Genomic DNA, 12,947 nt, shown 5'->3' with positions numbered 1-12,947 from the left:
GGGTGGAAATTCGCCTTCGGGCATAAGAAGTTAGGAGGTCCATTTTGGATCAGGTTAAAGTCAAAGACGGTGTAGAAGTTGAGACCGTTGACGCGGTAAATTCGCTAGCGGGCACATATAAACACGGCTGGAACACTGAAATTGAGATGGAATACGCTCCTAAAGGCGTGAACCCTGATATTGTGAAGTTGATTTCCAGCAAGAACGATGAACCAGAATGGATGACCGAATGGCGCCTTAACGCGTTTGCGCGCTGGGAAAACCTGACAGAGCCGAAATGGGCGATGGTAAACTATCACGACATCGACTTCCAAGATATCTACTATTACGCGCGTCCAAAAAGCATGGAAGAAAAGCCAAAGTCCTTGGATGATGTCGATCCTAAGCTTCTGGAAACATACAAGAAGCTTGGTATTCCCTTGAAAGAGCAAGCGCTTCTTGCCGGTGTTGAAGCGCCTGAAGGCGAGCGCAAAGTTGCCGTTGATGCGGTGTTTGACTCGGTGTCCTTGGGCACAACTTTTCAGAAAGATCTTGAAAAAGTCGGTGTGATTTTCTGTTCGATTTCCGAAGCGATTAAGAAATATCCTGACTTGGTGAAGAAGTATTTGGGATCGGTTGTGCCGGTTTCGGACAACTTCTATGCGACGCTTAATAGCGCGGTTTTCTCGGATGGTTCGTTCGTTTACGTGCCCCCTGGCGTGCGCTGCCCGATGGAATTGTCTACGTATTTCCGGATTAATGCCGAGAATACTGGCCAGTTTGAACGTACATTGATTATTGCCGACAAAGGCAGCTATGTGAGCTATCTGGAGGGCTGTACCGCTCCCAAACGTGACGTCGCTCAGTTGCACGCGGCCGTCGTTGAAATCATCATCGAAGAAGATGCCGAAGTTAAGTATTCCACGGTCCAAAACTGGTATCCGGGCGATGAAAACGGCGTTGGCGGGATTTACAACTTCGTAACGAAACGTGCGGATTGCCGTGGCGATCGGGCGAAAATCATGTGGACACAGGTTGAAACCGGTTCTGCGGTAACTTGGAAATACCCATCCTGCATTCTGCGCGGCAACGAGAGCCAAGGCGAGTTTTACTCCATTGCGATTGCCAACAACTATCAGCAAGCCGATACGGGTACGAAAATGGTGCACCTCGGACGCGATACGAAATCACGGATCGTTTCGAAGGGCATTTCGGCGGGCAGGGCGCAGAATACCTATCGCGGTCTTGTGTCGATGCACCCCAAGGCGAAAAATAGCCGAAATTTCACCCAATGTGACAGCCTGTTGATTGGCGACAAATGCGGGGCGCACACGGTTCCGTATATTGAAGTTAAAAACAACTCGAGCCGCGTTGAACACGAGGCGACCACCAGCAAAGTTGACGACGATCAACTCTTCTATTGCCGCCAACGTGGCATTGGCGAAGAAGACGCGGTTGCGCTTGTGGTCAATGGGTTCTGTAAAGACGTACTTCAGGCCCTCCCGATGGAATTTGCGATGGAAGCACAGGCTTTGGTTGCGATCTCGCTTGAAGGCTCTGTTGGATGACCTTTGTATTTCGGCGCCATTGTTTTGGCGCCGTCGCTCCTAATTTAAACACTGCAATTTTGGCAGATTGAAGACTGATCCTTCGGTTTTCCGCCATCTCTTGCAATACTTGAAATGAGAATAAAATGTTAGAAATCAAAAACCTGCACGTCAAGCTTGAAGAAGAAGACAAGCAAATCCTTAAGGGGGTGAACCTCTCGATCGGCAAAGGCGAAGTCCACGCGATTATGGGGCCCAACGGCTCGGGTAAATCGACAACGTCTTATGTTTTGGCTGGCCGTGACGGTTATGTTGTGACTGAAGGCTCGATTGAAGTTGAGGGCAAGGATATGCTTGATCTTGATCCCGAAGAGCGCGCCGCAGCGGGTGTTTTCCTTGCGTTTCAATACCCTGTAGAAATTCCCGGCGTTGGGAATATGACCTTCCTGCGCACCGCGGTGAATTCACAACGCAAAGCCCGTGGCGAAGAAGAACTCTCCGCTGGGGAGTTCCTAAAAGAAGTTCGCATCCAAGCAAAAGCCCTCAAGATCGACGCGGAGATGCTGAAACGTCCCGTAAACGTTGGCTTCTCTGGTGGCGAGAAAAAGCGGAACGAAATTCTGCAAATGGCGATGTTGGCGCCTAAGCTTTGCGTCCTCGACGAGACGGACTCTGGCCTTGATGTCGATGCGATGAAACTTGTCGCCGAGGGTGTAAACGCCCTTCGCGACGGCGAGCGCAGCTTCCTTGTGATCACCCACTATCAACGCCTTTTGGACCACATTATCCCAGACGTGGTTCACATCATGTCCAATGGTCGTATCATCAAATCTGGCGGGCCGGAATTGGCGCTTGAAGTTGAAAACAACGGTTACGCCGATCTTCTTGAGGAGGCCGAATAATGGCATTGGCCGCAGTAGAAGAAAACGCCTTGGAGGCTCATCTGTCCGGCTTGTCGGACGTGCTTTATGGCTTTAGCAAAAGCGCTCGTGAAGCGGCTGTGGTGCGGGTGCGTTCCACAGGACTTCCTGTACGTCGGGACGAATATTGGAAATACACACGGCCCGATGCGTTTGTGAGCGTCGACGTTGCGCCCACAGGTCGCTTGAACCGCGATCCAAGCCCGTTTGCTTCGTTAACCCCCCTCACACTTGTGTTCACGGACGGTATTTTTGATGCCGAGGCTAGCGACGATTTGGCGGGCGAAAACCTGACCATCGATCTTCTCTCCGCAAATACTGATATCCATTGGGCAGACGGGATTTACGGCGCGCTTGAGACCGCGGGCCAGACGCCGGTTGCGCGTCCTTTGGCGGCGCTTAATACGGCGATTGCACCCCAAGGCGCGCTTGTTCGTGCCACTGGAATTGTCACGCGTCCCGTACAAATCAGCTATACTGCGAATGATGCAGAGGCCGTTTTGCACCATGTTATCAAGGTCGACGCTGGCGCAAGCCTGACGCTTTTGGAGACAGGAACAGCAGGAACGCGCAGCAATATCGTCACTGAAGTTGAAATTGGCGAAGACGCAGCATTCGATCATATCCGTCTTCAAGGGCGGGACCATGAACGCACTTTGTTGAGCCATATTTTCGTGCGGATGGCTGCAAAATCCAGCCTCAAAAGCTTCACCCTGTCTGCCAACGGTACGATGACGCGCAATGAATGCATCATCGAAATCATCGGCGACGAAGCCTCCGCGCATGTGGGCGGGGCGGCAATGGGCGACGGCGCTGATTTCCACCAAGATGACACGATTTTCATCACCCATGATGCGGTAAATTGCGAGAGCCGTCAGGTTTTCAAAAAGGTGCTGCGCAACGGTGCGACGGGTGTTTTTCAAGGCAAGATCCTTGTGAAGGCTGGGGCACAGAAAACGGACGGCTATCAGATCAGCAAAGCGCTTTTGTTGGATGATGACGCACAGTTCTATGCCAAGCCAGAGCTTGAAATCTACGCGGATGATGTGGCCTGTTCGCACGGCTCCACAACGGGTGCGATTGACGACGAAGCTCTGTTTTACTTGCGGTCGCGTGGAATTCCATCCCGTCAGGCGCAGGAACTTCTGGTCTTGGCATTCTTGGCCGAAGCCTTGGAAGAAATCGCGCATGTTGGCGCGCGTGAAGCCGTGCAAGAGCAACTAGAGCTCTGGCTGCGCAATCTGGAAGGCTAGGCTGTGTCGCTGACCCGCGATATGATCGGCAGCTACCGCGCGCCGTCGCGCGCCTTTGCGCGGCAGTTGCGCGAGGGCGTTAGTGAATCGCGGGTTTTGGCGTATTTGATGATTGCCGTCGTGGTGATTTTCATTGCACAACTGCCGCGATTGGCTCGGGAAACCTATCTTGATCCGTCGATTGAATTTGACGCGCGTGTTGGCGCGGCGATCCTTGGCTGGTTGTTTTTCATGCCGCTCGCTCTTTATGCCGTCAGTTTTGTCGTCGTAATTTTGCAAAAACTTATCCGCATGCAGGCTCATGGTTTCACCACCCGCATGGCGCTTTTTTGGGCGTTGCTAGTGTCGACTCCCGTGTGGTTGTTGCAAGGTTTGGTGGCTGGCCTTATTGGTAACGGTCCTGCGTTAACATCGGTTAATATCGTGTTAGCGGTTGTTTTTTTCGGAATGTTCGGCTTTTGTCTGCGGGCTGCAGCAACCTATTTAGGAGCGCTGGAAACGTGACCCGCATAGATATTCAAAACCTGCTTCTCCTGTTAGCGACCAAGCCTCGCGTGGGAATGCGGGTCGTCCTTGATCTTGGAATTCAGGGCAGGGTGCTTGTCCAACTGGCGGCACTCGTGTCTGTTTTGACTGGTATTATGGGCTTTGTTGTCACCCTTATTGCACCCGTTGCAGAAGGCGTGGTCGCGCCCACTCCCATTGGCTATGTCATTGTTGCCGCTTCCAATATCGTGCTGTCCACGATCCTGTTTTATTGGGCGGGACGAACCGTGGAGGGGACAGGCACGTTGCAAGATATAGCAATGGCAATGATCGCCCATCAAGGTTTTATGATGCTGCTGCCGCTCATTATTGCCCTCGCCTCGACCATCAGCCCAACTCTAAGCGGCATGACGCTTCTCATTGGTCTTCCATATCTCCTTTATCTTATGGCGGGCTTCCTCGCAGAAGCCCATAAATTGCGCAGCACTGGTATGGCGTTTCTATTGATTGTCGGTGTCCTTTTTGTTTTGTCGCTTGTTCTCATTTTCTTCGTTTCCCTGTTTGGGATCGTGCCGGCTTAAGGTTTGGACTTCACTATGTATGATATCGAAAAAATTCGTTCCGACTTCCCAATTCTTTCGCGGGAGGTGAATGGTAAACCGTTGGTTTACCTCGACAACGGCGCTTCGGCCCAAAAGCCGCAAGTGGTTATCGACACCATTGCAAACGCCTATTCACATGAATATTCCAATGTTCACCGTGGTTTACACTATCTTTCTAATCTCGCGACCGACAAATATGAAGCCGTGCGTGGCAAAGTCGCACAGTTTTTGAATGCGCTGTCTGAGGACCACATCGTGTTCACCTCAGGCACGACCGAGGCCATCAATATGGTCTCTTATGCCTGGGCCGCGCCGCGTATGGAGGCGGGAGACGAGATCATTTTGTCGATCATGGAGCACCATGCCAACATCGTCCCGTGGCATTTTCTGCGAGAGCGGTTGGGGGTCAAACTCGTTTGGGTGGAAACTGATGAGACGGGGGACCTAGACCCACAGGCCGTTCTCGATGCCATTACACCCCGCACAAAACTTATCGCCGTCACGCAGGTCTCCAATGTCTTGGGGACCGTCGTGGACGTCAAAGCGATCACCAAAGGCGCGCATGAAAAAGGCGTTCCTGTGCTCGTCGACGGCTCGCAGGGGGCCGTTCATGCGCCAGTTGATGTCCAAGATATCGGCTGTGATTTCTATGCGATTACTGGTCACAAGCTATATGGCCCGTCGGGCTGTGGTGCGATTTATATTCGCCCCGAACGTATGGCTGAAATGCGCCCCTTCCTTGGCGGCGGCGATATGATCCGCGAGGTTTCGCGGGACTGTGTGAGTTACAATGATCCACCGATGAAGTTTGAGGCGGGGACCCCTGCGATTGTGCCAATTATTGGGTTTGGCGCGGCTCTGGACTATCTCATGGACATTGGCATGGACAATATTGCCGCGCACGAAGCCAAACTTCGCGATTATGCGAATCTAAAGTTTGACGGGCTTAACTGGCTGACAATCCAAGGAAATTCCGCGTCCAAGGCGGCAATTTTCTCGATGACACTCGCGGGCGCGGCACATGCACATGACGTCTCGACGGTTCTGGATAAAAAAGGCGTTGCTGTGCGCGCTGGCCACCATTGTGCCCAACCACTTATGGCCTTTCTCGGCGTGACAGCCACCGCGCGCGCAAGTTTTGGTATGTACAACACCGTCGAAGAAGTTGACGCCCTTATCGACGCGCTCGAACTTTGCCACGACCTTTTGGGCTAACAGATTGACGGTTCAGAGAGCTGGTTTTCCGAAATTCACTCAATCGAAAAAGCCAGAGATTTTCGATTGCAGGGCGCGCATCAATGGCCTATGTAAACGCAAGGCGCACCCGTAGCTCAGCTGGATAGAGCGCTGCCCTCCGAAGGGGGGTATTGATCTATCTAGGGTGTTGAAAATAAAGAATAATCTTGTGGCTTGTGTGTATTTGTCGCAATTTTCAGATATGTGGTCCCGTAGCTCAGCTGGATAGAGTGTTCGCCTCCGAAGCGAAAGGTCACGCGTTCGAATCGCGTCGGGACCACCACTGCAAAAACAAGTACTTTGCAGTGCAGGCATAAGGATGCACAAAACGGCGTTTTCTGATGCACGCCGTGTCAAGCGTTATACGCTAAAATACCTGAAAAATACATCAATTAGCTGATAAGTATAGGGTATTATGAGGCTCTGCTGAGAGCTTCTATTCTTATTGAATTCATGTGTCCGGGAACACCGGCTGCCCTTGATTAATGCTTGGGCTTGGCAGTCGAACCGGAATCTACCTTGAGCGGCCAATCTGCTTCACTCGCAGTAGGCGCAGTTGACGTTTTAGAGTCACTAACCAACGGTTACGATCTTTTCCTTTGTGAACGTGGTATCGGACACGAACGGTGGATTCCATACATTCGCTGCAGGCGCAAATGAACTCGACCATATCTCGAAAGAAGCCATTCAGGACGTTAAGGCCTGAAAGAATTCGTCAGATGACCAGAATGCGATTGAATAAGGCCGGTCAAGACCAACTCAGATCGGCTAGGCGAAGTATGGAGCCGGATCGAGGGCGTACAGCATTGAGGGCAGTACAATTAGGCATTTTTAAGTCATGGCCGATGTGAGCTTTGGTGGTGGTGGTTTTTTGTGGTCCCGACATAAGATCATCGTGTTGTTAACTTGTTCAGCGTCGAATGCCCTACACCAAATCTGATGAAACTTGAGGCGTGGTTGCGATGCACACTGCATCACGCCGAAACGCGTCTGTGTCCCGTCACCATTCATAGGCAAAGATTGTTCGAACGGGTCCGGAAATAAACTGGGGCAAGTGCAGGTTGTTGGGCGTGGGTTGCCCTTCAGTGGACGCGATCAAAAAAACTACAAAGCTTCCAACGCAAGCAAAGGCTACACCGGCTTTATTGCGGATGTTGATTTGGACGCCCGCAATGTTTTTCCGTTACGGTGGATAGCTTAAAGCATCCGTGCTTAGGAATGACAAATGACGCCTGCTAACCCCATGGGGTTAGCAGGCGTCATTATTATTTTGACTAGCCCAAGACTGTTTTCACAGCCCGCGCCGTTGCCGCGACAACGGTGTCGGCTTCTTCGCGGCTAAGGCAGAATGGCGGGGCGAAACCAAGGATATCGCCTTGGGGCATCGCGCGCGCAATCACCTTGTCTTGTGCCAACAAGGTTGCCGATATTTGCGGACCGATTTTATCAGCCGCATCAAAGTACGTGCGGCTATCCTTGTCTTTTACAAACTCGACCGCACAGAGCATTCCTTCGCCGCGCACGTCGCCAACATTGGCATGCTCGGACAGGGCTTCTTGCATCGACTTTTTCAAGTATGCGCCGATGGTGCCCGCGTTTTCGATCAGGTTCAGGTCATCAATCAGCTTGAGGTTTGCCACACCCGCAGCAGCCCCAATCGGGTGCGCAGAATAGGTCCAACCGTGTCCGATTGCGCCGTTCTCATCCGTGCCTTGCTCCAGAACTTTCCAAACTTTGTCAGAGATGATGGAGCCTGAGAGGGGGGCGTAAGCCGAAGTCAGGCCTTTAGCGATGGTGATAATATCGGATTCCATCCCGTAGTGATCCGAGCCAAACATGGTCCCTAAACGGCCAAATCCAGTGACAACTTCATCGGCCACAAGCAGAATGTCATGCTTGCGCAAAACGGCTTGGATCGCGGCCCAATAGCCTTCTGGTGGTGGAACAATGCCACCGGTTCCCAGTATCGGCTCGCCAATGAAGGCTGCAATGGTATCCGCACCTTCACGTTCAATCTGTGCCTCCAATGCGGCCACGCAATGAGCCACAAACTCGGCTTCGCTTTGATCGAGATTGTCGCGGCGGAAGTAATACGGTGCTTCAGTGTGGATGACCTGCGACATGGGCAAATCGAACTTCTTGTGGAATAGGTCCAACCCTGTCAGCGATCCGGTCACAAGGCCCGATCCGTGGTAGCCGCGCCAGCGCGAGATGATCTTTTTCTTCTCGGGACGTCCAAGGATGTTGTTGTAATACCAGATCAATTTGACGTTGGTTTCGTTCGCGTCAGAGCCGCCCAAGCCGAAATAAACCTTGGACATATTCGAAGGGGCGCGATCAAGGATCATTTTGGAAAGCGTGATTGAGGCTTCGGTGCCATGGCCAACATAGGAGTGGTAATAGGCCAACTCGCGCGCCTGATCCGCAATGGCTTCGGCGATTTCCTGACGGCCATAGCCGACGTTCACACAGTAAAGCCCCGCAAAAGCGTCGAGCATTTTGTTGCCGTCACGGTCTTCGATATAAACGCCTGAGGCGGTCTTGATCACGCGTGTTGGTGTTTCGCCGCGCGCATGTTGTGCAAGATGTGTGGAGGGGTGAAAAAAGTTTTCCCGATCCCATTGCCCGAGTGTATCATTAGTCAGCATATTAGTTTCTCCTCACGCCCAATTTCGGCATATGTATTTGATTTCGGTGAATTCTTCCATCCCCAATCGGGCGCCTTCGCGGCCCAATCCGGATTGTTTGGTGCCCCCAAACGGGATCGGGGCTCCTGTGACTTGGGTGCGGTTGACCGCCACCATGCCAAATTGTAATGCGCGGCTGACGCGATAAATACGCCGCGGATCGTCGCTGTGCAGGTATGCAACCAGCCCATATTCGGTATCATTGGCGCGGGCCACCACCTCGTCTTCGGTCTCAAACGGCAAGATCGCGGCAACGGGGCCAAAGGTTTCCTCGCGCAGGATCAGCGCATCGGCAGGCACATCCACCAGCACTGTTGGCTCGTAAAACAGCGGCCCTAAGACGTGGCGTTTGCCACCGCAAGCCAGCTTTGCACCTTTGGCGAGCGCATCGGCGACGTGTTCCTCTTGCTTCTGTACGGCCTTTTCGTTCATCAAAGGGCCAATGTCACAGTCATCCATGCCGATGCCAATGGTCATCGCTTTCGTCGCCGCGGTAAATCCCTCGCAAAATTCCGCATAGACGGATCGTTCAACATAGATACGGTTGGCGCCGAGGCAATCCTGTCCCGAGGTTGAGAATTTGGCCTTGATCGTCTCCTCCACAGCCGTTTTCATATCGGCCCCTTTGAACACGATGACGGGCGCGTGGCCGCCCAATTCCATCACCAGTTTTTTCACCGTGTCGGCGGATTGCCGGTACAGCAATCGTCCAATTTCGGTTGATCCAGTAAAGGACAGCGCGCGCACGCGGGTGTCTTTTGTCCAAGGCTCCACAACCGTGGCCGCTTGGCCCGTTACGACGTTAAAAACGCCCGCCGGTATGCCCGCACGTTCGGCAAGTTCGGCCAAGGCCAGCGCGGAAAATGGCGTCTCACCAGAGGGGTGCGCTACAACGGTACAACCAACGGCCATGGCCGCTGCCGCCTTGCGAGTCAGCATGGCACAGGGGAAATTCCACGGCGTGATCAGGGCTGCGACGCCAACGGGTTCCAGCCAAACTTCGACTTCGGCCCCTTGCAGGTGGCTGGTTACGCCCTCGATATTGGGGCGTTTGGCCTCTTCTGCATAGAACTCGATAAAGGAAGCGCCATAGTTGATTTCGCCACGGGCTTCGGACAAGGGTTTGCCTTGCTCCAGAACGATAATGCGCGCGAGGTCCTCTTTGTGCTCGATCAACAGATCAAACCAACGCCGCAAAATTACTGAACGCTCTTGGGGTAACAGGCCCGACCACTGAGGAAACGCCTGCTGCGCGGCATCCACGGCACGCACGGAATCATCCCCACTCAGCGAGGCAACGTCCCCTAGAAACGCTCCACTGGAGGGATCGGTTACGCAAAAGGTCTCGCCGGACTCCGCCGCGCACCATTTTCCATTGATATACGAAAAGCTGCGGACAAGCGCTTTGTCCTTAATTTCTGAGCGAGCGGAAAGGGCAGTTTTGGTCACGGGCGTTCCTCCTTCTGTTTCGCCCCCAGCATGCAGGTTTGCCACAGAAGAAGTGACCAAAGTTTGAAGGGGCTACAGTTGAATTTTCTGCCAGTCGGACGCTATTCTTGCGAAAATAGCGCGGCCAAGGGGGGGATGCCCGTTCCCTTGACCGGTTTTGTTACAAAATAGGTGAAATACTGTGACAACCCAATGCGGGATTCCAGCATGGCATCAATCAACCGTTGATAGGAGTCGATGTCGCGCGTCACGATCTGAAGCAGGTAGTCGTGCCCCCTCCAAGCGCCCAACAGCCGACAACTTCGTCATGGGTCTGGACCGCCGCTTCAAAGGCCTGAAAGCTGGCGGCCGTGTGGTCCGCGATCTGTGCCGCCACAAAAACCGTCACATGCGGCCCGAGTTTTTTAAGGTTGATCTGAGCGCGGTAGCCATCAATTAACCCCGCCTTTTCCAGCTTTCTTAGTCGGTCCCAACAGGGGGTTGGTGACAGGCCGATGCGCTCGGCCAAAGCGGCTTTGGTGATCCGCCCCTCTTGCGACAGTATCCGCAAGATTTCCAGATCGCGTTGATCAAGCTGCACGAGTATTCTCCACTTTAGGTACACTGACATCTACGCCAATGACGGCCACGCAGTCGCCAGATTTAACCAATCCGGGAAAATGCCGACTGATCAGGATGCCACCACGGCCCGCGCGATATTCCGTGGGCGCAATCCCCGTGCGGTCGACGGGCCAAACACGGGCCACGACATCGCCCTTGCTAACGATTTCGCCAAGATCGACAACAGGTTCGTGCATTCCGTCGGTCTCGCTGAAGATGAAGCAATCCCCATCGGGCACGTCGAGTTTTATGGTCGGGGCGATCTCCATCTCGCCTTGCAAAATACCATAATAAATCAGGATGTTGCGCAGGCCTTTTTTCGCAATTGCATTGGATTTGGCCGTGGAAGATCCTCCGCCACCAAGCTCGGTCGAGACCAAAACTTTGCCCATATCTTCGACTGCCGTGTCATACATTCCCGCGTTGTCGATCTCCAAAAGCTGGACCGAATAGGGTGCGTTAAAGGCGTCCATTGCGGCAAAACAGGCGGCTTCATTTGCCTTATTGTCCTGAATATGGGCGGCGGCAAACGGCACAAAATCGAGGGTTCTTCCCCCCGAATGGAAATCAACCGCGACATCCGCAAGGGGCAGCAATGTGCGCTGAAAGTAATCAGCGATCTTTTCTGTCGGGGTGCCGTTGGGCCGCCCTGGAAAGGAGCGGTTCATGTTGCCCTTATCGATGGGCGAGGTGCGGGTACCCGCGCGAAAGGCAGGAAAATTGAACGCAGGCACAATGATAATCCGACCGGAAACTTGCGCGGCGGTAAGCGTGACCGCCAATTCCTGCAATGCAATCGGTCCCTCGTATTCATCGCCGTGATTTGCCCCCGTCAACAAGGCGGTTGGACCACTGCCATTTTGGATCACCGAAATCGGGATCATAATCGACCCCCACGCGCTGTCATCGCGACTATAGGGGAGGCGCAGAAAGCCATGGTGGACGCCATCAGCATCCAATGGAATGGTCGCCGAGATTGGGTTTTTGATCATGGCCTAGTCCTTCACCAACATTTTGCGCGGTACATTCGACAGGCATTCAGGGCCATTCGCGCCGATGCGAATACTCTCGGTGATTTCAAAGCCCCAATCGTCCATCCACAGGCCCGTCATGAAGTGAAACGTCATGTTTTCCTCCAGAACCGTCTTGTCTCCGGGGCGCAACGACATGGTACGCTCGCCCCAATCAGGCGGGTAGGAAAGGCCGATGGGATAGCCCGTGCGGTTGTCTTTCACGATCCCGTATTTATTGAGCACAGCGAAAAAGGCCAGCGCAATATCCTCGCAAGTGTTGCCCGCGCGCGCTTTCTCAAGTCCAGCATCCATCCCCTCAAGCACGGCTTTTTCCGCGTCCAGAAATATCTGAGTTGGCTTTCCTAGAAACACGGTGCGCGACAGCGGGCAGTGATAACGATGTGCCACGCCTGCGATCTCAAAAAACGTGCCTTCGCCGCTTTTCATCGGTGCGTCATCCCACGTCAGGTGTGGCGCGGCGGCGTCTGGTCCGGACGGCAGTAGGGGCACAATCGCCGGATAGTCGCCGCCAAACCCCGCAACCTCGTCATAGCGCAAGGCCGCATCATAGATATCCGCGACGAGATCACATTTGCGCAACCCCGGTTCCACCTTGTCGAAAATCCGCTGGTGCATCTTTTCAACGATCTTGCCCGCTTGCCGCATATACCCCAATTCGGCCTCTGATTTCACGGCGCGTTGCCAGTTGACTAAAGCGTTGGCATCCACAAATTGCGCGTTGGGCATATGGGTTTGCAGTGCGCCATAGGCGGCGGCGGTGAAATAGTAGTTGTCCATCTCAACCCCGACACGCCCCTTGGCCAAGCCGCGATCCGCAAGTTGCGCCGACAAGTAATCCATCGGGTGGCGCTCGGTCGATTGCACGTAGTGATCGGGATAGCCGATGATGTTTTCCGGTGCCATAAAACAGGTCCGCAAAGCACCTTTACCATCCTGCCCGCGACCGAACCAAATCGGGTCGCCACTCAGGGGGACAACCACACATTGGTGGACATAAAACGACCAGCCGTCATAACCCGTCAGCCAGTTCATATTGGAGGGATCGGTCACGATCAGTAGGTCCAAGTTGCGCTGACCCATCTCGGCGCGTGTCTTGCGAATGCGCTGCTGGAATTCGTCCTGCGAGAAGTAGAGTTTTGGGGGTGTCATAATAT

The 12,947-nt window shown here is 53.6% G+C and carries 10 protein-coding genes, 1 tRNA gene and 1 pseudogene; 7 read left to right on the top strand and 5 right to left on the bottom strand.

Going from position 1 to position 12,947, the window contains the following annotated elements:
- The first annotated feature begins 41 nt into the window (after positions 1 to 41).
- From sufB to RC74_RS18070, 7 genes are all read left to right on the top strand, one after another.
- The gene (sufB, locus tag RC74_RS18100) at positions 42 to 1,547 is read left to right on the top strand and encodes a Fe-S cluster assembly protein SufB (protein ID WP_039000806.1); all 1,506 of its coding nucleotides are present in this window, start codon (positions 42 to 44) and stop codon (positions 1,545 to 1,547) included.
- 125 nt (positions 1,548 to 1,672) lie between these two features.
- Positions 1,673 to 2,428 carry a Fe-S cluster assembly ATPase SufC gene (sufC, locus tag RC74_RS18095; protein ID WP_039000805.1) on the top strand — a complete coding sequence of 252 codons (756 nt, stop codon included), beginning with the start codon at positions 1,673 to 1,675 and terminating at the stop codon, positions 2,426 to 2,428.
- A complete protein-coding gene (gene sufD, locus RC74_RS18090; RefSeq protein ID WP_039000804.1) occupies positions 2,428 to 3,699 on the top strand; it encodes a Fe-S cluster assembly protein SufD in 1,272 nt (423 codons plus the stop codon). Before sufC ends, sufD begins: the two co-directional genes overlap by 1 nt.
- Before the next feature lie 3 nt (positions 3,700 to 3,702).
- Positions 3,703 to 4,203, top strand: a complete 501-nt coding sequence (locus RC74_RS18085) for a hypothetical protein (RefSeq protein ID WP_039000803.1) — start codon at positions 3,703 to 3,705, stop codon at positions 4,201 to 4,203.
- Positions 4,200 to 4,766: a YIP1 family protein gene (locus RC74_RS18080; protein ID WP_039000802.1), complete on the top strand. Its 567-nt coding sequence runs from the start codon at positions 4,200 to 4,202 to the stop codon at positions 4,764 to 4,766. Before RC74_RS18085 ends, RC74_RS18080 begins: the two co-directional genes overlap by 4 nt.
- A 15-nt stretch (positions 4,767 to 4,781) precedes the next feature.
- A complete protein-coding gene (locus RC74_RS18075) occupies positions 4,782 to 6,002 on the top strand; it encodes a cysteine desulfurase (protein WP_039000801.1) in 1,221 nt (406 codons plus the stop codon).
- Positions 6,003 to 6,229: 227 nt separating this feature from the next.
- A tRNA-Arg gene (locus tag RC74_RS18070) sits at positions 6,230 to 6,306 on the top strand.
- Between the two features lie 991 nt (positions 6,307 to 7,297).
- Here the strand turns inward: RC74_RS18070 and RC74_RS18065 are convergent.
- The 5 genes and pseudogenes from RC74_RS18065 to doeA all read right to left on the bottom strand — a co-directional run bounded on the left by RC74_RS18065 (position 7,298) and on the right by doeA (position 12,942).
- On the bottom strand, positions 7,298 to 8,671 hold the full coding sequence (locus RC74_RS18065; protein ID WP_039000800.1) for an aspartate aminotransferase family protein: 1,374 nt from the start codon (positions 8,669 to 8,671) through the stop codon (positions 7,298 to 7,300).
- 12 nt (positions 8,672 to 8,683) lie between these two features.
- Entirely contained in the window at positions 8,684 to 10,159 is a 1,476-nt protein-coding gene (locus tag RC74_RS18060) for an NAD-dependent succinate-semialdehyde dehydrogenase (protein WP_039000799.1), read from the bottom strand.
- A gap of 101 nt (positions 10,160 to 10,260) precedes the next feature.
- Positions 10,261 to 10,739: pseudogene (locus RC74_RS18055) on the bottom strand (Lrp/AsnC family transcriptional regulator).
- Entirely contained in the window at positions 10,729 to 11,751 is a 1,023-nt protein-coding gene (gene doeB / locus RC74_RS18050; RefSeq protein ID WP_039000795.1) for a N(2)-acetyl-L-2,4-diaminobutanoate deacetylase DoeB, read from the bottom strand. Before doeB ends, RC74_RS18055 begins: the two are co-directional and overlap by 11 nt.
- A gap of 3 nt (positions 11,752 to 11,754) precedes the next feature.
- Positions 11,755 to 12,942 (bottom strand): ectoine hydrolase DoeA, encoded by a 1,188-nt coding sequence (gene doeA / locus RC74_RS18045; RefSeq protein WP_039000793.1) that lies wholly within the window; start codon positions 12,940 to 12,942, stop codon positions 11,755 to 11,757.
- Positions 12,943 to 12,947 lie beyond the last annotated feature (5 nt).

Origin of the sequence: Falsihalocynthiibacter arcticus (assembly GCF_000812665.2) — a bacterium.
GTDB classification, from domain to species: Bacteria; Pseudomonadota; Alphaproteobacteria; order Rhodobacterales; family Rhodobacteraceae; genus Falsihalocynthiibacter; species Falsihalocynthiibacter arcticus.
This window is presented reverse-complemented; position numbering and strand designations above follow the sequence as displayed.